Genomic DNA, 19,703 nt, shown 5'->3' on the forward strand with positions numbered 1-19,703 from the left:
TCCGCACAGACCACGACGGGCCGTCCGGGCCGTCGTACGAAAGGGAAGTCTCATGAGCGTTGAGGTGTACTACGACGACGATGCCGACCTCGGCCTGATCCAGGCCAAGAAGGTCGCGGTGATCGGCTACGGCAGCCAGGGCCACGCCCACGCGCTGTCGCTGCGCGACTCCGGCGTCGACGTGGTGATCGGTCTGCCGGAGGGCTCGAAGAGCCGTCCCAAGGCCGAGGAGCAGGGCCTGCGGGTCGTCACGCCGGCGCAGGCCGCCGCCGAGGCCGATGTGATCATGGTGCTCGCGCCGGACACCGCCCAGCGTGCCCTGTACACCGAGTCGATCGCCCCGCACCTCGCCCCGGGCAAGGCGATCTTCTTCGGCCACGGCTTCAACATCCGGTACGGGCTGATCAAGCCGCCGGCCGAGGTCGACGTGGCGATGGTCGCCCCGAAGGGCCCCGGCCACCTGGTCCGCCGCCAGTACGCCGACGGCAAGGGCGTGCCCTGCCTGGTCGCCGTCGAGCAGGACGCCAGCGGCAACGCGCTCGCGCTCGCCCTCGCATACGCCAAGGGGATCGGCGGCACGCGCGCCGGCGTGATCCGGACCACCTTCACCGAGGAGACCGAGACCGACCTCTTCGGCGAGCAGGCGGTGCTCTGCGGCGGCGCGGCGGCGCTGGTGCAGACCGGGTTCGAGGTGCTCACCGAGGCGGGCTACGCCCCCGAGGTGGCCTACTTCGAGTGCCTGCACGAGCTGAAGCTGATCGTCGACCTCATGTACGAGGGCGGCATCGCGAAGATGCGGTACAGCATCTCCGACACCGCCGAGTACGGCGACCTCTCCCGTGGCCCGCGGATCATCGACTCCCGGGTCAAGGACGAGATGCGCAAGATCCTCGGGGAGATCCAGTCCGGCGAGTTCGCCCGCGAGTGGGTTGCCGAGGACGAGGCGGGCCGGCCCAACTTCACCAAGTGGCAGGCCGAGGGTGCGGCGCACCCGATCGAGGAGACCGGCCGGAAGCTGCGCGGCATGATGAGCTGGGTCGACCGCCCGATCACCGAGACCGCCTGACGCCGCCGCGGGGCCGTCCGGTCGTCCTGACGCGGCCGGACGGCCCCGCGCGTCCAGCTTGTCGATGCTCACATGCTGGACCGAGTGACGCTGAGCACCGAGCCGGTGGCGTCGGCCGCCCGGGACATGTCCGTTGAGCGTGCGACCCGCCGGGCCCGGCAGCGATGACGGTCGGGTGAACGGGCGATGTCCGGCGTCCGCCCCGGCGTGTGAGGGCCCTCACCCCGAAGACCCGAACATGCCGACCAGCGGGGCCCCTACGATCGCGGGTAGGTGCGCAGCCGGCACCTGACGGCCACGGCACGGATCAGCGCAGGGCGCAGTGCGGCGCCTCGCCGCCCGCGCCGATCGTAAACACGACCTCTACGAGGACCGATGAATCCTGTCGTACTGATCGCCGAAGAACTCGCCCCCGCCGCCATCGAGGTGCTCGCCCACGACTTCGACGTCCGGCACGTCGACGGCACCGACCGTCCGGCCCTGCTCTCGGCGCTCTCCGAGGCCCACGCCGTCATCGTGCGCAGCGCGACCCAGATCGACGCCGAGGCGATCGCCGCCGCACCGCGACTCAAGGTGGTCGCCCGGGCGGGCGTCGGGCTGGACAACGTCGAGGTGCCGGCCGCGACCGCGCGGGGCGTCATGGTCGTCAACGCGCCCACCTCGAACATCGTCTCCGCCGCGGAGCAGGCCGTCGCTCTGCTCCTCGCCGTGGCCCGCAACACCGCCAGCGCCAGCGCCGCGCTCAAGGCGGGGGAGTGGAAGCGGTCGAAGTACACCGGCGTCGAGGTGCAGGGCAAGACCGTCGGCGTGGTCGGGCTCGGTCGCATCGGGGTGCTCTTCGCGCAGCGCATCGCCGCGTTCGGCACCCGGCTGATCGCGTACGACCCGTACATCCAGCCGGCCCGGGCGGCGCAGCTCGGCGTACGCCTGGTGGGCCTGGAGGAGTTGCTCCGGGAGAGCGACTTCATCTCCATCCACCTGCCGAAGACCCCCGAGACCGTGGGCCTGATCGGTGAGAAGGAACTGGCGATCGTCAAGCCGGGCGTGCGCATCGTCAACGCCGCCCGCGGCGGTCTGGTCGACGAGCAGGCGCTCGCGAACGCCATCGCCGAGGGCCGGGTCGCCGGCGCCGGCGTCGACGTCTACAGCAAGGAGCCCTGCACCTCCTCCCCGCTGTTCGCCTTCGACAACGTGGTGGCCACCCCGCACCTGGGTGCCTCGACGCACGAGGCGCAGGACAAGGCCGGCCTGGCGGTGGCCCGGAGCGTGAAGCTGGCGTTGCAGGGCGAGTTCGTCCCGGACGCGGTCAACGTGCAGGCCGGTGGCGTGGTCGCCGAGGACGTGCGGCCGCTGCTCCCGCTGGCCGAGAAGCTCGGCCGCGCCTTCACCGCGGTCGCCGGCGGCGTCGCCGCCAGCGTCACGGTCGAGGTCCGCGGCGAGATCGTCAGCCACGACGTGTCGGTGCTCAAGCTCGCCGCCACCAAGGGCATGTTCAGCTCGGTCGTCGAGGAGCAGGTCACCTACGTCAACGCCCCGCACCTGGCCGCCGAGCGTGGCGTCGAGGTCACCCTGGCCAGCCTGGCCGAGACGGCGGAGCAGCCCACCCTGGTCACGGTGCGTGGCGCGCTGCCGGACGGCCGGACGGTCAGCGTCTCCGGCACGGTCACCCACTCCGGCGCTCGCGACGTCCTGAAGCTGACCGAGGTGGACGGCTTCGACGTGGAGATCGGCGCGGAGGGCATCCTGCTCTTCCTGCGCTACGCCGACCGGCCCGGCGTCGTCGGCACCGTCGGCACCCTGCTCGGCGAGTCGGGCATCAACATCGCCGCGATGCAGGTGGCCCGGCGCGAGGCGGGTGGCGAGACGCTGATGACGCTCACCGTCGACCAGGCGCTCGGCGCGGACCTGCTCACCTCGGCGGCCGACTCGATCGGCGCGACGGCGGCCAGCGCGGCGGACCTGCGCGACGAGTAGTCACGGCAGCACCACGGGGGGCCCGGCGATCCGCTGGGCCCCTTTGTCGTACCCGGGCTCGGGTGGTCCTGCCGCCCGCCCGGGTCAGCCGGGCAGCCGGGCCGGGGGCGGGTAGACCGAGCCGTCCTGCGGGTCGAACAGCATCAGCCCGTGCTCGCCGGCCAGCCGTTCGATGTCCAGCAGCACCTGGTCCGCGCAGGTCGGATGCAGGTTCAGCTCGACATGGTCGTGGGCGGCGTGCAGTGGCGCCACCGCCCACGGGCTGTCCGGGCCGGGGTGCCGGTCCGGGTACGAGGCGGTGATCGCCCGGTAGAAGGCCACCACTCGGGGGTCCGGGTAACGGTCCACGTGCCGCCCCTGCCGGCAACCCTCGACCGCGGCCCGCACGTCCTCGGGCGTCGCCCCGTCCTCCAGGGCCCACACGCTCAGATCGAAACTCACGGCGGACAGCGTGCCATCCGTCGTTCACCATGTCGAAACTGCCTCGCCGCAGGCCAATCACTGATCTGCCACGCTCCGGCCGCGACGGTCCGCTGTGGAGACTCTTGCGTCGAGTTGCGTCGATTCGCTAGCGTACCGACTGCGGTCACTGGCCGAGTTCGCGGCGTCGGCCCGTCTTCGGGTGGCGCGGTCGACGTCCGGCCCCGACCGGTCCGCACCCCTCGATTGTGCGAGCCACGCGCACTCGTCGCTGACCGGCCCCCACGGCCGTTGCCGAGGCTGTGGGGGCCGATCGCAGCCCGACCGGCCGAGGTGCCAACCGGGCCGGAGCACCGCGGGGAGGCGGGCTCGGTGCGACGACGTCCCGCTCAGCGCCGGTGGGCGAAGAGCGCGCGATAGTCGGAGCCGCCGCGGAACCAGGCCAGCCCGGTGGGGCCGGCGGCGTAGAGCGCGGTGGCGTAGGCGTCGGCCACGGTCAGGTCGGGGCCGACAACCGTGGCGGCGACGAGGTGGTTGGCCGGCTCGCCGGTGTGCGGGTCCACCACGTGCCCCTGTCGTCCGGTCACCCCGGAGGTGCCGACGGCGCCGGCGGTCATCTCCAGCAGCAGCGGCGCGCGTTCGGGCGCGGTCGGGTGGTGCACCGCCACCCGCCACGGCCCGCCGTGCGGCGCCCGGCCGCGGACCACCAGGTCGGCGCCGGTGAGCACGGCGTAGTCGTGGATGCCCGCGGCGCGCAGGCGGGCGGCCGCGCGCTCCACCGCCCAGCCGCCGAGCAGGCCGCCCGGGTCGAAGCCGCCCGGCACCGACCAGGCGTCGAACCACCCGTCGGTGGCGGCGCGCATCGCCGTGCAGCGGTCCACCAGGTCGGCCAGCGGGGGGTACGAGTCGGGACTGATCTCGCCACGACGCAGCCTGGAGACCAGGCTCTCCGGCCGGTTCGGGCCGTAGGTGAGGTCGATGGCGCGTAGCTCCGCGACGCTGTCCCGCAGTGCCTCGCCGACGCCCCGGCGGCCGAGCCGCTCGGGGGCGTTGAGCAGCAGCGTGTACTCGGCGGTCGGGGTGCGCACGGTGTGCTGCACCGCGATCCGGCCCTGGCTGGCGGCCGCCGGGTCGATCCGCTGCCGCCGGCTGCCGAGCCGGAGGTCCGGCCGGCGGTTCCGGAACGCCGACGGGTCCGGCCAGCGGGTCCGCGGCTGCTCGTCGATGCGCATGGCATCTGCCCCCTCGCAGTTGGGGTCGCGTCGTCGGTGACCCCCGGTTCGCAGGCCCCCGTGACCCGCTGATCCCCACGGTAGGCAGCGGAGATGACCGCCACATGGGTCCCGCCTGAGAGGGTGCTGTGTATCCGTCCTTCCCACATCGTGGAAGCTGCGTACCGGGAGGCGGGACGGAGACGTACCGTTGCGGCGACGGTGCAGTCGAACAGAGGAGTGCGGGCGTGGCGCGGATCGCGGTGGTGGCCGGGGACGGCATCGGGCCCGAGGTGGTCGCGCAGGCCCGCAAGGTCCTCGACGCCGTGCTGCCCGGCGTGCAGGCCACCGAGTACGACCTCGGCGCGGCCCGCTGGCACCGTACCGGAGAGGTGCTGCCCGACTCGGTGCTGACGGAGTTGGCCGGCCACGACGCGATCCTGCTCGGCGCGGTCGGCGACCCGACCGTCCCGCCGGGAGTGCTGGAGCGGGGGCTGCTGCTCAAGCTCCGGTTCGCCTTCGACCAGTACGTCAACCTGCGCCCGTCCCGGCTCTGGCCCGGGGTCGCCGGCCCGCTGGGCAACGTCAAGCCGGGTGAGGTCGACCTCGTAGTGGTGCGTGAGGGCACCGAGGGGCTCTACGCCGGAGCCGGCGGCTCGCTGCACCGCGACACACCCGCCGAGGTCGCCACCGAGGAGAGCCTGAACACCCGGCACGGCGTGGAGCGGGTGATCCGCGACGCGTTCGCCCGGGCCGGCCGCCGGGAGCGGCGCAAGGTCACCCTGGTGCACAAGACCAACGTGCTCACCCACGCCGGTTCGCTCTGGGCGCGGGCCTTCGACGCGGTCGCCGCCGAGCACCCGGACATCGCCACCGAGTACCAGCACGTCGACGCGGCCGCGATGTTCCTCGTCACCCAGCCGCAGCGCTACGACGTGGTGGTCACCGACAACCTGTTCGGCGACATCCTCACCGACATCGCCGCCGCGGTCACCGGTGGGATCGGGTTGGCCGCCAGCGGCTGCATCAACCCCGAGGGGGCGTACCCCTCCATGTTCGAGCCGGTGCACGGCTCGGCGCCGGACATCGCCGGGCAGGGCATCGCCGACCCGGTCGCCGCGGTGCTCTCCGCCGCGCTGCTGCTGGAGCAGCTCGGGCACGCGGAGGCCGCGGCCCGGGTCAACGCGGCGGTCGCCGCCGAGCTGGCCGGCCGGACGCCGGGTGTGGCGCTGCGTACCGCCGAGGTCGGCGACCGGCTCGCCGCACACGCCGTAGCCTGAGCCGCCCACGGCCGCGCGCCGGTCGGTCCGGCGAGGAGCCATCCGGGGTCGTCCATGCCCCGGGCGGCGCTACCCGCTGAACGACCGTTCGGGGTAAGTTTCTGGCACAGCCATGTCGGTGTGCGATCCCGCATGCCGTTGTCCCGCAGGGAGGTCAGCGCGATGAGCGGTGGTGACAAGCTCGACTTCGAGATCCGTCCGAATCCCGCGCCGGTATCCGCCACCGACCGGGCCGCCCTGCTGGTCAACCCCGGGTTCGGCCGGGTCTTCACCGACCACATGGTCACCGTCCGGTACGCCGACGGCAAGGGCTGGTACGACGCCCGGGTGGAGGCGCGCGGGCCGATCCCGATGGACCCGGCCAGCGCGGTGCTGCACTACGCGCAGGAGATCTTCGAGGGGCTGAAGGCGTACCGGACCGCCGACGGTGGCGTGACCATGTTCCGGCCGGACGCCAACGCCGCCCGGTTCGCCGCCTCGGCGCAGCGGATGGCGATGCCGACGCTGCCGGCCGAGGTCTTCATCGACTCGCTGCACAAGCTCATCGAGGTCGACCGGGAGTGGATCCCGACCGGCGCGGACGGCAGTCTCTACCTGCGGCCGTTCATGTTCGCCAGCGAGGTCTTCCTCGGTGTCCGCCCGGCCAACGAATACCTCTACATGGTGATCGCCTCGCCGGTCGGGGCGTACTTCAGCGGCGGCGTCAAGCCGGTCACCGTCTGGGTCTCGCCGGACTACACCCGGGCCGCGCCCGGTGGCACCGGTGCCGCCAAGTGCGGTGGCAACTATGCCGCGTCACTGGCGGCCCAGGCCGAGGCCATCGAGGCCGGCTGCGACCAGGTGGTCTTCCTGGACGCGGTGGAGCGCCGCTTCGTCGACGAGCTGGGCGGCATGAACGTCTTCTTCGTCTACGACGACGACACGGTGGTCACCCCGCCGCTGACCGGCACGATCCTGCCGGGCATCACCCGGGACGCGGTCCTCACGCTGGCCGGCGCGGCCGGGCACCGGGTCGAGGAGCGGCCGGTCACCTTCGCCGACTGGCAGGCCGACGCGGCCAGCGGCCGGCTCCGCGAGGTCTTCGCCTGCGGCACCGCCGCCGTGATCACCCCGATCGGCGGGGTCCGCTTCCCCGACGGCGAGTTCCTGATCGGCGGCGGCGAACCGGGCCGGGTCACGATGGCGCTGCGCCAACAGCTCGTCGACATCCAGCGTGGCGAGGCCACCGACCCGCAGGGCTGGGTGCACCGGGTCCTCTGACGCCTCCGCCCTAGTCGAGCAGGTGGTCGCGGAGGGTGGTGAGTTGCGCGTCGGTCACCCCGGCGTGGCGTAGGTAGCCTTCCACCGAGCCGTACCCCTCGCGCAGCTCGGCGAGGAAGAGCTCCATCGTCTCGGCGGGCGAGGCCAGGAACGGTGCCGGCACGTCCCCCACAACCACGTTGTTGGCGGCCAGCCAGGCACTGAACCGGGCGGACGCCTCGGTGCTGAGGGCGTAGTCCGCGACGATGTCGGTGTCGTCGACGCCCAGCACGGCGAGGGTCAGCGCGCACACGATGCCGGTGCGGTCCTTGCCGGCCACGCAGTGCACCACCACCGGGGCGTTGGCCGAGTCGGCGATCAACCCGATCGCCTCGGCCAACCCGCCGGTGCCGGTCTGTGCGAGGGCGGCGTACCGGTCCGCGAGGTAGCGCGCCAGGCTGTCGCCCTCGCGGTACGGCTGCTCGCCCCACTCCGCGTGCTCCGGGTGGATGTTCCGGTAGGTCAGCCCCTGGTACGACGGCACCCGGCCGTCCCGTTCCACCTCGTGCGGGCGGCGCAGGTCGATGACGGTGCGGATGCCGATCGCGGCGAACGCGTCCCGGTCGTTCTCGTTGAGGCGGTGCAGTGAGTCCGAGCGGTAGAGCCGTCCCCGGCGCACGGTGCGGCCGTCGTGACCGGGGTAGCCACCGACGTCGCGGAAGTTGAAGGTCGCGGGCAGCGAGATGTTTCGGTTGTCCTCGATGGCGTCCACGCTGACACGGTAACGGCCGGTGGGACAAGGCCCCACCGGCCGTCGGGTCCGATCGGCTACCGCCCGGTGCCGGGCGGGAGTGCGCCGTATGTCTCGTCGTAGTAGCCACCCAGCTGGTTGCGGTAGTGCGGGTCGCTGTGGCTGGTCTCGTCGTACTCCGGGGCGGCCTTGATCTGGTCGCGGGTCCGGTCCACGGAGACGGTGCGCTGGTCGTGGTCGACCTGGTTGACCGTGCCGGCCGGCAGCATCACCTTCTTGCCGAAGATCCACGGGCCGGTGTCCACCACCAGGTAGCTGCCGTCCACCTCGTGGCTGGCGCTGTCGATCTTGCCGATCCCACCGTCGGTGGCCTCGACCGCGTAGCCGACCAGGTCGGCGTCGGCCACCCCGGCCTGGTCGCGGTAGCGCCAGGGGTCGAAGGCGCCGGCCGGGGCGCCCCCGGGCACGGTGCCCTGGTCGCCTCCGCGCAGCGGCTCCGGCGCGGCGTGCGTCGCGTGCGGGTCGATCCTGTCCATGCCGTTCACTCCTGACTGTCGCCGATGCGCACGGCGTAGGTGAGTGCGTCCCCGCAGGAGCTACCCGGTCGCCGGGGGCCGGAAACGGCGACGGGCCGACGCCGCGGTGCGGCGTCGGCCCGTCGGGGCGTACCTGCTCAGGCCAGCGCGGCCTCGGCGTCCAGGGTGACCGCCGCGGCGTGCACCACGGCGGAGATTCGCAGCGCCTCGTGCACCTGCTCCCGGGTGAAGCCGCTGCCGCGCAGCGTCTTCTCGTGCGACTCGAGGCACACCCCGCAGCCGGTGATCGCCGACACGGCGAGGCACCAGAGCTCGAAGTCGCCCTTGTCCACCCCCGGCCGGGCGATGATCTGCATCCGCAGCCGGGCCGGCATCGAGGCGTACTGCTCGTCGCCGATGAGGTGCTTGGCCCGGTAGTAGACGTTGTTCATCGCCATGATGGCCGCGGCGCCCTTGGCCGCCTCGACACCCTCCGGCATGAGGTGACCGAGCGCCTCGGCGGCGATCTCGCGCAGCACCACCGGGTTGCGGGCGGCCACCGCGCAGGCCAGCGCGGTGCCCCAGGCCTGCACCGGGGTCAGCGTCGAGGTGCCGACGGTGGAGCCCAGGTTGAGCTTGATGTCCTTGGCGTACTCGGGCAGGGCCGCCTTGATCGCGTCCAGACCCATGGTCAGGCTCCGGCGCCGGCGAGGAGCGCGCTGGCGTCGAGGGTCTCGCCGCCCTTGTTCCAGTTGCACGGGCACAGCTCGTCGGTCTGCAGCGCGTCGAGCACCCGCAGCACCTCGGAGACGTTGCGGCCGACCGAGCCGGCGGTCACCATGGCGAACTGGATCTCGTTGTTCGGGTCGATGATGAACGTCGCGCGCTGGGCCACGCCGTCCTCGCCGAGCACGCCGCAGGCGGCGGCCAGCTCACGCTTGATGTCGCTGAGCATCGGGAAGGGCAGCTCCCGCAGGTCCGGGTGGTCCTTGCGCCACGCGTAGTGGACGTACTCGTTGTCCACCGACGCCCCCAGGACCTGCGCGTCCCGGTCGGCGAACTCGCCGTTGAGCCGGCCGAACTCGGCGATCTCCGTCGGGCAGATGAAGGTGAAGTCCTTCGGCCAGAAGAAGACCACCCGCCACTTGCCCTCGTGGGACTTGTGGTTGAGCGTCTCGAACGCCTTGTCGGCGTCCAGCGACACACAGGCGGTGAGTTCGTACTCGGGGAAGCGGTCACCGACAGTGAGCAAGGGTCCTCCTTGGGAGCGGCACTGGGCCCGATAACTGGATCGGTTCCAGATGCTTCCGTAGGCGAGTTTTCGCCGGTGGGCGGGCAGGTGACTTGTGAAGCCGATCACGAGCGGGGGGTTGTGCCCGAGACCGGAGGAGGGTCCGGGTCGGCCAACGGTGCGTCACCATCCCGCGATGTGGACTGTTCCTCCCAAAATCAGAGGAGCGGTGGCAGAGTAGCGATCGTGACCAGCACCGCCCTGATTATTGCGACCTAGCGCGCCGGCCCTCCCTCCGCCGAGCGCGCAGACCTCCCGCAGCCGCGGGGGGTCTTTTTGTTGCTCCGAGAAAGGATCCTGATGACGTTCCAGGTCTACGACACGACGTTGCGCGACGGCGCCCAGCGCGAGGGGCTCACCTACTCGGTGGTCGACAAGCTGGCGGTGGCCCGGCTGCTCGACGAGTTCGGCGTCGGCTTCATCGAGGGCGGCTGGCCGGGCGCGGTGCCCAAGGACACCGAGTTCTTCCGCCGGGCACGCACGGAGCTGGATCTGCGGCGCGGCGTGCTGGTCGCGTTCGGCGCCACCCGCAAGGCCGGTGTGGCGGTCGCCGACGACCCCCAGGTACGCGGCCTGCTGGACGCGCACACCCCGGCGGTGGCCCTGGTCGCCAAGGCCGACACCCGGCACGTCGAGCGCGCGCTGCGCACCACCGGCGCGGAGAACCTGGCGATGATCCACGACACCGTCAGCCACCTCGTCGGCGAGGGCCGACGGGTCTTCGTCGACGGCGAACACTTCTTCGACGGCTACCGGCACGACCCGGCGTACGGCGCGGCCGTGGTGCAGACCGCGCTGGCCGCCGGCGCCGAGCGGATGGTGCTCTGTGACACCAACGGCGGCATGCTGCCATCCCAGGTGACCGCCGTGATCGCCGACCTGACCGACCGGCTCGGGATCGACGCGGGGCTGCTCGGCATGCACGCGCAGAACGACACCGCCTGCGCGGTGGCCAACACGATCGCCGCGGTCGAGGCGGGGGTCCGCCACGTCCAGGGCACCGCCAACGGGTACGGCGAGCGGCCCGGCAACGCCGACATCTTCGCGGTCGTCGCGAACCTCGAACTCAAGCTGGGCATGCCCGTCCTACCGGAGGGCTGCCTCGCGCAGATGGTGCGGGTCTCGCACGCCATCGCCGAGATCGCCAACATCGCCCCCGACACCCACCAGGCGTACGTCGGGGCCGCGGCCTTCGCCCACAAGGCGGGGCTGCACGCGAGTGCGATCAAGGTCGACCCGTTGCTCTACAACCACGTGAACCCGTCGGTGGTGGGCAACGACATGCGGATCCTGATAACCGAGATGGCCGGCCGGGCCAGCGTCGAGCTCAAGAGTCGTGAGCTCGGCCTGGACCTGGCCGGCCGACCGGAGGCGCTGACCCGGGTCACCAACCGGGTCAAGGAACTGGAGGCCGGCGGCTGGTCCTTCGAGGCCGCGGACGCCTCCTTCGAGCTGCTGGTCCGTTCGGAGCTTCCGGAGGGCGGCCCGGCCCGGCCGTTCACGCTGGAGTCGTACCGGGTTCTGGTCGAGCACCGCGAGGACGGCGCGGTGGTCTCCGAGGCAACCGTCAAGATCCGGGTACGCGGCGAGCGGGTGATCGCCACCGCCGAGGGCAACGGTCCGGTCAACGCGCTGGACGAGGCGCTGCGGGTGGGGCTGGCCCGGCACTACCCGCAGCTGCGCGACTTCGAGCTGGCCGACTACAAGGTGCGCATCCTGGAGGGCAGCCACGGCACCGGCGCCGTCACCCGGGTGCTGCTGGAAACCGCCGACAGCGGCGGCCGGGACTGGACCACCGTGGGCGTGCATCCCAACGTGGTCGAAGCCAGCTGGCACGCCCTGGTCGACGCCCTCACCTACGGACTGGCCCCCGCCCCCGTCTGACCCGGATCTCCACCCCCGCCCGGATCGGGGCAGGGCGGGGCGTGGGGGCCGGGGGTCAGGTGGCCGGGAGGCGGAGGGTGGCCAGCACGGGACGGTGGTCGGTGCCGGGTAGGTCGTGCACGGTCACGGTCCGGGCGGCTATCCGGCGATCGATCAGCACGTGGTCGATGGTGACCGGCGGGATCAGGTCGCCGTCGTACGGGCCCCAGGTGCCGGTCAGCCCCGCTCCGGTGGCGTCGGCGGCGTCGACGTAGCCGGTTCGCAGCAGGGCCCGTAGCGGGCCGTGGTCGAGGGTGGCATTGAAGTCCCCCGCGAGGATCCGCAGGCCACCGTCCGGAGTGGCCGGTGGCTGGGCGGTCAGGTCGTCACGCCAGGCGCCGACCTGGTCCAGCGCGTATGGCGCCGAGGGGTGGGCCGACTCGACGCGGACCGGGGGCGCGCCGGGGACGGCCAGCGTGCCGTACGCCTGGCTGAAGCCCCAGCCGCGGCGGTTGTGCCGGACACCGGCGTCGGTGATCGGCCAGCGCGAGTAGAGCCCCGAGCCGGGCGTGCCGACCTGCGCGTTGAGCTGCCGGTGGGGCAGCAGTTGGTCGAGACCGAGCCGATCGAGGGCGGCTTGCGCGTCCGGGGTGAACTCCTGCACGGTGAGCACGTCCACCCGGTGCCGCCGGACCAGCTCGACCAGCGTCCGCGCGTCGGCGGAGCCGGCGAGCAGGTTTGCGGTGAGCAGCCGCACGGTGGGCCCGCCTGTCGCGGGTTGCGGAGAGGCCAGGGCCCGGGGTGCGACCACGCTGAGCAGCGCCGCCGCGACCAGCGCCGCGACCGCCGCCGGCCACCAGCGCCGTAGGGCGAGGGTGAGGGTCAGGGCCAGCAGGCTCCAGCCCGCGACGTACGGGGTGAAGGCGAGCGCCTGCACCAGCGGCCCCCGGTCCAGGCCGGCCAGCCGGGCGGCGGCCCAGGCGGCCGTCGGTACGACCGCCAGCCAGCAGAGCACCGTACCGATCCGGTCGGCGCGGCGTCGGGCCGGTGCGGACGGGGCGTCGACGATCATGGCGGTGAGCCTAGCGGTAACCCCCGGATCCCATTTTCATGAATGGTGATGCTCTCACATTTCACAATTATCTGACGGCTGACCGACAGCTCGATAAAGCGAGATTAACTATTGACGTTCGGCTTTTTCCGATGCTACGTTCCACCTGGCCTAAACGACGCAACTCTGAGTAGTGATCCCAGCTCAGACCGGATGTGGATCGTTGAGAAATCAACCGCACCAGGTGCGCGTGAGATAACTTCCTCCGGTCTCATTGTCGTCGTCCACCTATTACAGGCAGTCATCCGTCCCGCCCTGCGGGTCGGCCGCATTCGCACGGTCACACAAGGGGGACCTGTCATAAGCACATCTTTCCGACGTAAGGCGGCGGCAATCACGTTCGCTGTCCTGGGGTTGAGCCTGGCCGGCGGCGGGATCGCCGTCGCCCAGCCGACCGCGAAGGCGCCGGCGGAGACCGTCCAGCCGGCGGCCCGCAGCACGAACGCCCAGCCGCCGGTGACGGCGGAGTCCGCACGCAAGGCGAAGGCCGCACTGAAGTCCGGCGCCGCAACCACACTCGCCGCCAGCACGAGCATCGTGGTCGTCAACGCCAACGGCACCAAGGCGCGCGGCGTTGGCATCGTGATCAAGTACGGCGTCGGCCAGTACGAGGTCCAGTTCGGTCACATCGTCACCACCGGCACCTTCGCGGCCACCGTCGGCCGCGCTGACTCCTGCTGCGTCCCGCCGTCCGGCGAGGTCTCGGTCGCGCCTCGGCTCGGCACGCCGAACGGGGTGTTCGTGCAGACCCGCAACTCGGCGGGGGCTGCGGCGGACCTGGGCTTCCACCTGGTCGTCCACATTTCCTGACGGTCCGGGTGCCGGCCCCGGACAGGGGCCGGCACCCGGGTTGTCCCGATGAGGCCGCCGGCCCGCCCCGGCGGCTTCGCTCTGCACCCGGTCTGCTGCCGCACGCGTGGCTCGTGTCGTCCCGGGGCGGTTGTCACCCGACCGGACCGTTCATCCCGGGTCGGGGCGCCATCGGGCACTTGCGCGCTGATAATCCGACGTTTGCCGGGCGGCCGCCCCGGGAAGCAAGCACCGTGACGGACATCTCGGACACCCTGGCCAGCGTGCCCAGCCCGGTCGAAGCCGAGCCGACCGGCGTCGAGCTGGAACAGACCCTCTTCGAGGTCAAACGCGTGATCGTCGGGCAGGATCGGCTCGTCGAACGCCTGCTGACCGCCCTGGTCGCCAACGGGCACTGCCTCCTCGAGGGGGTCCCCGGCGTGGCCAAGACGCTGGCCGCGCAGACCCTCGCCACCGTGGTCGGCGGGACCTTCTCGCGGATCCAGTTCACTCCGGACCTGGTCCCCTCCGACATCGTCGGCACTCGGATCTACCGGGCCTCCAAGGAGACCTTCGACATCGAGCTGGGCCCGATCATGGCCAACCTCGTGCTCGCCGACGAGATCAACCGGGCCCCGGCCAAGGTCCAGTCGGCGCTCCTGGAGGCGATGGCGGAGCGGCAGGTCTCCATCGGTGGCCGCAGCTGGCCGGTGCCGACGCCGTTCCTGGTGCTGGCGACGCAGAACCCGATCGAGTCCGAGGGGGTCTACCAGCTCCCGGAGGCGCAGCGCGACCGGTTCATGATGAAGGTGGTCGTGGACTACCCGAGCGACGCCGACGAGCTGGCGATCCTCTACCGGATGAGCACCGACCGGCCGAGCCCGCGCCAGGTGCTCGACGCGCAACGGCTGCAAGACCTCCAGGCCCACGCCGAGCGGGTCTTCGTCCACCACGCGTTGGCCGAGTACGTGGTCCGGCTCATCCTCGCCACCCGCGACCCGGGCCGGTTCGGGCTACCGGAGATCGCGTCACTGCTGGCGTACGGGGCCAGCCCGCGGGCCACCCTCGGCCTGGTCGCGGCCGCCCGGGCCCGGGCGCTGCTGCGCGGGCGGGAGTACGTGCTGCCCGAGGACGTCCGCGAGCTGGCGGTGGACGTCCTCGCGCACCGGCTGGTGCTCTCCTTCGACGCGGTGGCCGACGGGGTCTCGGCCGAAGGCGTGGTCCGCCGGCTGGTGGAGGCCGTGCCACCGCCCCGGCTGGCCGACAGCCACCCGCAGCAGGCCCCCGACCTGGCGGCGGCATGAGGCGCGCGGTCGTCGCGCCGGCCGATCCCGGCCTCGCCGAGCTGGCTCCGGACCAGCGGCTGCGCCGCCTGGAGCTGACCGTCACACGCCGACTGAACGGCCTGCTGCACGGCCAGTACCGCGGCCTGCTGCCCGGGCCGGGCAGCGAACCGGCCGGCAGTCGCGAGTACCGGCCGGGCGAGGACGAGGTCCGCCGGATGGACTGGGCGGTGACCGCCCGGACCGCCGTGCCGCACGTCCGGCAGGTCGACGCCGACCGGGAACTGACCACCTGGCTGCTGGTCGACGCCAGCGCCAGCATGGAGTTCGGCACCGCGGACCTGGACAAGCGGGAGCTGGCGGTGGCCGCGGTCGCCGCGATCGGCTTCCTGACCGCCGGGGTCGGCAACCGGCTCGGGGCCCAGGTGCTGCGCGCCGACGGGGTCCGGCGTTTCCCGGCCCGCAGTGGGCGTACCCACCTGCTCGGCCTGCTCCGCGCGCTGCTGGCCGTACCCCGCGGCACCGCACCCGGCGACCGGCCCGGGCCGTCGGTCGGGGTGCCGGTCGGGTCGCCCGAGCTGGCGGACGGGCTCGACGCCCTGCACCGGGTCGCCAACCGACGCGGTCTGGTCGTGGTGGTCTCCGACTTCCTCGACGGCCTGCCCGACGACCCCGACGAGCCACCGCCCTGGGAGCGGACCCTGCGCCGGCTGGCCGTCCGGCACCAGGTGCTGGGGATCGAGGTGACCGACCCGCGTGAGCTGGAGCTGCCGGACGTCGGCCTGATCACGCTGGTCGACCCGGAGACCGGCCGTCGACGCGAGGTGTGCACATCGGACCGTCGGCTGCGGGAGCGGTACGCCGCGGCGGCCGCCGCCCAGCGTGACCAGGTCCACCAGGCGCTGCGGCGCAGTGGGGCCACCCACCTGGCGTTGCGCACCGACCGGGACTGGAGCGCGGACATCGTCCGGCACGTGCACGCCCAGCGTCGGTTGGCCGCCGCGCCGGCGGGAGTCGTCCGGGGAGGTGCCGCGTGATCTGGCAGTCGCCGCTGCGACTCTGGCTGCTGCTCGGCGTGCTCGCCCTGGTCGTCGCGTACCTGGTGATGCAGCGCCGACGCAGCCGGTACGCGGTCCGCTTCACCAACCTGCGGCTGCTGGACCGGGTGGCTCCGGATCGGCCGGCGTGGCGTCGGCACGTCCCCGCCGGGCTGTTCCTGGCCATGCTGGCCCTGCTCGTGGTCGGCTTCGCCCGGCCCACCGCAGAGGTCCAGGTGCCCCGGGAACGCGCCACGGTGATGGTGGCGGTGGACGTGTCCACCTCCATGCTCGCCACCGACGTCGACCCGGACCGGCTGACCGCGGCGAAGCAGGCGGCGCGGCGCTTCGTCGACGGCCTGCCCGACGAGTTCAACGTCGGTCTGGTCGCGTTCGCCGGCAGCGCGGCCGTGCTGGTGCCGCCCGGCACCGACCGGGAGGCTCTGGAGGAGGGGATCGGCCGGCTCGCCGAGGGGGTGACCGGGGTGCAGGGCACCGCGATCGGCGAGGCCATCAACACCTCGCTCGGCGCGGTCAAGAGCCTGGACAGCCAGGCTGCCACGGAGACCCCGCCGGCCCGGATCATCCTGCTCTCCGACGGGGCGAACACCTCCGGGATGGACCCGATGGAGGCGGCGGCGGAAGCGGTGGCGGCGGAGGTGCCGGTGCACGCGATCTCCTTCGGCACCCCGTCCGGGTTCGTGGACCGGGGCGGGCGGCCGATCCAGGTGCCGGTCGACGGGCAGACCCTCAAGGCGGTCGCCGACGAGACCGGCGGGATGTTCCACGAGGCCAGCACCAGCGAGGAACTGCGCGCCGTCTACGACGACATCGGCAGTTCGGTCGGCTACCGCACCGAACGGCAGGACGTCTCGGCCCGGTTCATCGGCCTCGGGCTGGTCTTCGCCATGGGTGCCGCCGCCGGCTCGATGCGCTGGTTCTCCCGACTTCCCTGATCCGCCGCGCGCAACGGACTTCGACCGTGAGGAGTACGCATGGCAGTGCAGACCGGACTGGGCGAACCGCGCGGTCCCTGGTTCATCTCGCCGGAACTCGACCCGGACGGCCGCGGGTTCTGGGACGCCCCCGGCACCGGGCGGGACCCCGGCGGACGGCGGCCGGGCCGACTGCTCGCCGCGCTGGCGGTGGTGGCGCTCTCCGCCGTCTCGGGCGCCGTGGCCGGTGGCGTGGTGGCCGGTCGGGACGGCGCTCCCGGCGAGGCGGCGGCGTCCGCCGCCCCGGTGCCGGCGGAGCTGGTCACCGCCGCCGAGCGGACCGTACCCGGAGTGGTGTCGGTGCTCGCCGGCGGCGCGAACGGCTCGTCCGCGACCGGTTCGGGCTTCGCCGTCGACGACGAGCAGCACCTCATCACCAACGACCACATCCTGGCCAAGGGTGGCGGCGGACCGGTGACGGTGGAGCTGCCCGACGGCCGCCGGTACGCCGCCGAGGTGGTCGGCCGGGAGCCGCGCAGCGACCTGGCGGTGCTGAAGGTGCCCGCGTCGGCCGGGCTCGCCCCGTTGCCGCTGGCCAAGCCGGGTGCCACGCGGGTCGGTGAGCCGGTGCTCGCGGTGGGCTCGCCGCTCGGTCTGTCCGGGACGGTAACCGCGGGAATCGTCAGCGCGTTGGACCGTCAGGTGCGGTTGGGCAACAACCGGCACAGCGCGGTGCAGACCGACGCGTCGATCAATCCCGGCAACTCGGGTGGACCGTTGGTGAACGCCCGTGGGGAGGTGGTCGGGGTGAACACCGCGATAGCCACCATCGACGGCAATGGCTCGATCGGCATCGGCTTCGCCATTCCGATCGAGCAGGTGCAGCAGACCGCCGACACGATCATCGGCAAGGGCGGCTGAGCTGCCCGGACAGCCCTTCGGGGGCCCGTGGGATCGCCGCCACTGTCGGATATCCGGCCGGAGAGCATCGGGCCATGGAAATATGACGCTCGGTATGGATACTGGCTGAGGTGGAGCGTCCTCTTCTCGTGGTCCTCCTGCTGGTGGGCCTGGTCATCGGAATTGCAGTGGGGTCGGCGTACACCCGGGCGCGGCGTGGGTGGAGTGACTATCAGACCGTCAAGAAGTCGGTGCCGGGTGTCCGGCGCAGCGCGTGGCTGTTGATCCGGGCCGTCGCCACCAAGGCCGGGGTGATCGCGCTGCTGCTGGTCGGCGCGGCGGCCTACGCCGCGGTCGGCTCCGACGACGAGACCGCGGGCCCGGCGCCCAGCCCGTCGACGACGCAGAGTGAACCACCGCACCGGTGACCTCGGGAGCGGCGGTGCGGGTTAGCCTCGGGGCGTGGACGACGGACTGCGGGTGACCGACCGGTGGGTCGTCCCCGCCGGGGAGCTGCGGGAGCGCTTCTCCCGCTCGTCCGGGCCCGGTGGGCAGGGCGTGAACACCGCCGACTCCCGGGTCGAGCTGAGCTATGACCTGGCGAACTCGCCGGCCGTGCCCGAGTCGGTCCGGTCCCGGGCGCTGGCCCGGCTGGCCAACCGCCTGGTGGACGGGGTGCTGACGATCGCCGCCAGTGAGCACCGGGCGCAGCTGGCCAACCGGGAGGCGGCCCGTGAGCGGATGGCCGCGCTGCTGCGCGAGGCCGCGGCGCCCCCACCTCCGCCGCGCCGGGCGACGCGCCCGTCCCGGGGAGCCAAGGAGCGCCGGCTGGCCGAGAAGAAGCGTCAGTCCCAGCGCAAGCGCGACCGCCGCGTCGACGGCGAGTAGTTCGTCCCAATTCCCTGGGCAGGCTTCGGGTCCTTCCAGCTACTGGATGACAGAATCTGGAATCTGTCAGCCAAAGGATGTACGCTCAACGGGTCACCCAGGAGAGGAAGACCCATGAACACCCGCATCCTCGGCACCACCGGCCCCACCGTCTCCGCACTCGGGCTCGGCCTGATGGGCATGTCCGACCTCTACGGCGCCGCCGACGAGGCCGAGAGCATCGCCACCATCCACGCCGCGCTCGACGCCGGCGTCACCCTGCTGGACACCGGTGACTTCTACGGCATGGGGCACAACGAGATGCTGCTGCGCGACGCGCTGCGCGGTCGCAACCGGGACGACGCCGTCATCAGCGTCAAGTTCGGCGCGCTGCGCGACGCCGAGGGCGGCTGGAACGGCGTCGACGTCCGACCCGCCGCGATCAAGAACTTCCTGGCGTACACCCTGCGCCGTCTCGGCACCGACCACGTCGACATCTACCGCCCCGCCCGGCTCACGCCGGACGTGCCCGTGGAGGAGGTGGTGGGCACCCTGGCCGAGCTGGTCAAGGCCGGTCACGTCCGGCACATCGGCCTGTCCGAGGTGAGCGCAGAGACGCTGCGCCGGGCGCACGCCGTGCACCCGATCACCGACCTCCAGATCGAATACTCGCTGATCTCCCGCGACCCCGAGGCCGAGATCCTGCCGACAGCGCGCGAGCTGGGCGTCGGGATCACCGCGTACGGGGTGCTGTCCCGGGGCCTGATCAGCGGCCACTGGACGGCGCAGCGGGAGACCGTCGGCGCCGACTTCCGAGGCCACCTGCCCCGGTTCGCAGGCGCCAACCTGGACCGCAACCTCGCCCTGGTGGACGCCCTGCGCGCGATCGCCGAGGCTCGCGGCGTCACCGTGGCGCAGATCGCCATCGCCTGGGTGCTCGCCCGGGGCGAGAGCATCGTGCCCCTGATCGGCGCCCGGCGTCGGGACCGGCTGACCGAGGCGCTGGGTGCGACCGCGATCACCCTGACCGCGGCGGACCTGGCCGCGATCGAGGCCGCCGTCCCGGCCGGCGCGGCCTCCGGCAGCCGCTACGACGAGGCGCAGATGGCGCTCCTGGACAGCGAGCGGGCATGACCGCCGGGCCGTGGCGCGACCGCCGGCCGGGGGCCGC

General features: G+C 72.6%; 20 protein-coding genes. 13 read left to right on the top strand and 7 right to left on the bottom strand.

Going from position 1 to position 19,703, the window contains the following annotated elements; genetic code table 11:
- Positions 1-52 precede the first annotated feature (52 nt).
- The gene (gene ilvC / locus ACFYPS_RS23235) at positions 53-1,066 is read left to right on the top strand and encodes a ketol-acid reductoisomerase (protein WP_354966992.1); all 1,014 of its coding nucleotides are present in this window, start codon (positions 53-55) and stop codon (positions 1,064-1,066) included.
- Between the two features lie 375 nt (positions 1,067-1,441).
- Positions 1,442-3,040, top strand: coding sequence for a phosphoglycerate dehydrogenase (gene serA, locus ACFYPS_RS23240; protein WP_354966991.1), 1,599 nt, complete (start codon positions 1,442-1,444; stop codon positions 3,038-3,040).
- An 84-nt stretch (positions 3,041-3,124) separates the two neighbouring features.
- On the opposite strand, the gene ACFYPS_RS23245 is transcribed toward serA, so the two are convergent.
- Positions 3,125-3,481, bottom strand: coding sequence for a hypothetical protein (locus tag ACFYPS_RS23245; RefSeq protein WP_089017345.1), 357 nt, complete (start codon positions 3,479-3,481; stop codon positions 3,125-3,127).
- 368 nt (positions 3,482-3,849) lie between these two features.
- Positions 3,850-4,692, bottom strand: a complete 843-nt coding sequence (locus ACFYPS_RS23250) for an FAD:protein FMN transferase (protein ID WP_354966990.1) — start codon at positions 4,690-4,692, stop codon at positions 3,850-3,852.
- Positions 4,693-4,919: 227 nt separating this feature from the next.
- On the opposite strand from ACFYPS_RS23250, the gene ACFYPS_RS23255 reads away from it, so the two are divergent.
- Complete coding sequence (locus tag ACFYPS_RS23255) at positions 4,920-5,951, top strand: 3-isopropylmalate dehydrogenase (protein ID WP_354966989.1); 1,032 nt, start codon at positions 4,920-4,922, stop codon at positions 5,949-5,951.
- Between the two features lie 162 nt (positions 5,952-6,113).
- The gene (locus ACFYPS_RS23260; protein WP_354966988.1) at positions 6,114-7,211 is read left to right on the top strand and encodes a branched-chain amino acid aminotransferase; all 1,098 of its coding nucleotides are present in this window, start codon (positions 6,114-6,116) and stop codon (positions 7,209-7,211) included.
- Between the two features lie 10 nt (positions 7,212-7,221).
- Here ACFYPS_RS23260 and ACFYPS_RS23265 read toward each other — a convergent pair whose 3' ends face one another.
- The 4 genes from ACFYPS_RS23265 to ACFYPS_RS23280 all read right to left on the bottom strand — a co-directional run bounded on the left by ACFYPS_RS23265 (position 7,222) and on the right by ACFYPS_RS23280 (position 9,708).
- Positions 7,222-7,962: a tyrosine-protein phosphatase gene (locus tag ACFYPS_RS23265; RefSeq protein WP_354966987.1), complete on the bottom strand. Its 741-nt coding sequence runs from the start codon at positions 7,960-7,962 to the stop codon at positions 7,222-7,224.
- A gap of 56 nt (positions 7,963-8,018) precedes the next feature.
- A complete protein-coding gene (locus tag ACFYPS_RS23270) occupies positions 8,019-8,477 on the bottom strand; it encodes a PRC-barrel domain containing protein (protein ID WP_354966986.1) in 459 nt (152 codons plus the stop codon).
- Positions 8,478-8,614: 137 nt separating this feature from the next.
- Positions 8,615-9,145 carry a carboxymuconolactone decarboxylase family protein gene (locus tag ACFYPS_RS23275; protein ID WP_387326962.1) on the bottom strand — a complete coding sequence of 177 codons (531 nt, stop codon included), beginning with the start codon at positions 9,143-9,145 and terminating at the stop codon, positions 8,615-8,617.
- Between the two features lie 2 nt (positions 9,146-9,147).
- Complete coding sequence (locus tag ACFYPS_RS23280) at positions 9,148-9,708, bottom strand: peroxiredoxin (RefSeq protein WP_089017338.1); 561 nt, start codon at positions 9,706-9,708, stop codon at positions 9,148-9,150.
- A 339-nt stretch (positions 9,709-10,047) separates the two neighbouring features.
- Here ACFYPS_RS23280 and cimA point away from each other — a divergent pair, with 339 nt between their 5' ends.
- Positions 10,048-11,631, top strand: a complete 1,584-nt coding sequence (gene cimA / locus ACFYPS_RS23285; protein WP_387326965.1) for a citramalate synthase — start codon at positions 10,048-10,050, stop codon at positions 11,629-11,631.
- A gap of 55 nt (positions 11,632-11,686) precedes the next feature.
- Here cimA and ACFYPS_RS23290 read toward each other — a convergent pair whose 3' ends face one another.
- The gene (locus ACFYPS_RS23290) at positions 11,687-12,682 is read right to left on the bottom strand and encodes an endonuclease/exonuclease/phosphatase family protein (RefSeq protein WP_354966983.1); all 996 of its coding nucleotides are present in this window, start codon (positions 12,680-12,682) and stop codon (positions 11,687-11,689) included.
- 393 nt (positions 12,683-13,075) lie between these two features.
- Here ACFYPS_RS23290 and ACFYPS_RS23295 point away from each other — a divergent pair, with 393 nt between their 5' ends.
- The 8 genes from ACFYPS_RS23295 to ACFYPS_RS23330 all read left to right on the top strand — a co-directional run bounded on the left by ACFYPS_RS23295 (position 13,076) and on the right by ACFYPS_RS23330 (position 19,666).
- Positions 13,076-13,531 (top strand): hypothetical protein, encoded by a 456-nt coding sequence (locus ACFYPS_RS23295; protein ID WP_387326968.1) that lies wholly within the window; start codon positions 13,076-13,078, stop codon positions 13,529-13,531.
- A 233-nt stretch (positions 13,532-13,764) separates the two neighbouring features.
- Positions 13,765-14,814 carry a MoxR family ATPase gene (locus ACFYPS_RS23300; RefSeq protein ID WP_354966981.1) on the top strand — a complete coding sequence of 350 codons (1,050 nt, stop codon included), beginning with the start codon at positions 13,765-13,767 and terminating at the stop codon, positions 14,812-14,814.
- On the top strand, positions 14,811-15,830 hold the full coding sequence (locus ACFYPS_RS23305; RefSeq protein ID WP_354966980.1) for a DUF58 domain-containing protein: 1,020 nt from the start codon (positions 14,811-14,813) through the stop codon (positions 15,828-15,830). Before ACFYPS_RS23300 ends, ACFYPS_RS23305 begins: the two co-directional genes overlap by 4 nt.
- The gene (locus tag ACFYPS_RS23310; protein ID WP_354966979.1) at positions 15,827-16,786 is read left to right on the top strand and encodes a VWA domain-containing protein; all 960 of its coding nucleotides are present in this window, start codon (positions 15,827-15,829) and stop codon (positions 16,784-16,786) included. Before ACFYPS_RS23305 ends, ACFYPS_RS23310 begins: the two co-directional genes overlap by 4 nt.
- A 39-nt stretch (positions 16,787-16,825) precedes the next feature.
- Entirely contained in the window at positions 16,826-17,686 is an 861-nt protein-coding gene (locus ACFYPS_RS23315; RefSeq protein ID WP_387326972.1) for a S1C family serine protease, read from the top strand.
- A gap of 110 nt (positions 17,687-17,796) precedes the next feature.
- A complete protein-coding gene (locus ACFYPS_RS23320; protein ID WP_387326975.1) occupies positions 17,797-18,093 on the top strand; it encodes a hypothetical protein in 297 nt (98 codons plus the stop codon).
- A gap of 34 nt (positions 18,094-18,127) precedes the next feature.
- Positions 18,128-18,553, top strand: coding sequence for an alternative ribosome rescue aminoacyl-tRNA hydrolase ArfB (gene arfB / locus ACFYPS_RS23325; protein ID WP_121654221.1), 426 nt, complete (start codon positions 18,128-18,130; stop codon positions 18,551-18,553).
- A 114-nt stretch (positions 18,554-18,667) separates the two neighbouring features.
- On the top strand, positions 18,668-19,666 hold the full coding sequence (locus ACFYPS_RS23330) for an aldo/keto reductase (protein ID WP_387326979.1): 999 nt from the start codon (positions 18,668-18,670) through the stop codon (positions 19,664-19,666).
- Positions 19,667-19,703 lie beyond the last annotated feature (37 nt).

The organism is Micromonospora sp. NPDC005087, assembly GCF_042872965.1.
Lineage (GTDB): Bacteria > Actinomycetota > Actinomycetes > Mycobacteriales > Micromonosporaceae > Micromonospora.

Excerpts from the sequence above, each read along its gene's own strand:
- ilvC (WP_354966992.1), top strand. The coding sequence starts at position 53 with ATGAGCGTTGAGGTGTACTACGACGACGATGCCGACCTCGGCCTGATC.
- serA (WP_354966991.1), top strand. The coding sequence starts at position 1,442 with ATGAATCCTGTCGTACTGATCGCCGAAGAACTCGCCCCCGCCGCCATC.
- ACFYPS_RS23250 (WP_354966990.1), bottom strand. The coding sequence starts at position 4,692 with ATGCGCATCGACGAGCAGCCGCGGACCCGCTGGCCGGACCCGTCGGCG.
- ACFYPS_RS23260 (WP_354966988.1), top strand. The coding sequence starts at position 6,114 with ATGAGCGGTGGTGACAAGCTCGACTTCGAGATCCGTCCGAATCCCGCG.
- ACFYPS_RS23270 (WP_354966986.1), bottom strand. The coding sequence starts at position 8,477 with ATGGACAGGATCGACCCGCACGCGACGCACGCCGCGCCGGAGCCGCTG.
- ACFYPS_RS23275 (WP_387326962.1), bottom strand. The coding sequence starts at position 9,145 with ATGGGTCTGGACGCGATCAAGGCGGCCCTGCCCGAGTACGCCAAGGAC.
- cimA (WP_387326965.1), top strand. The coding sequence starts at position 10,048 with ATGACGTTCCAGGTCTACGACACGACGTTGCGCGACGGCGCCCAGCGC.
- ACFYPS_RS23290 (WP_354966983.1), bottom strand. The coding sequence starts at position 12,682 with ATGATCGTCGACGCCCCGTCCGCACCGGCCCGACGCCGCGCCGACCGG.
- ACFYPS_RS23305 (WP_354966980.1), top strand. The coding sequence starts at position 14,811 with ATGAGGCGCGCGGTCGTCGCGCCGGCCGATCCCGGCCTCGCCGAGCTG.
- ACFYPS_RS23315 (WP_387326972.1), top strand. The coding sequence starts at position 16,826 with ATGGCAGTGCAGACCGGACTGGGCGAACCGCGCGGTCCCTGGTTCATC.
- ACFYPS_RS23330 (WP_387326979.1), top strand. The coding sequence starts at position 18,668 with ATGAACACCCGCATCCTCGGCACCACCGGCCCCACCGTCTCCGCACTC.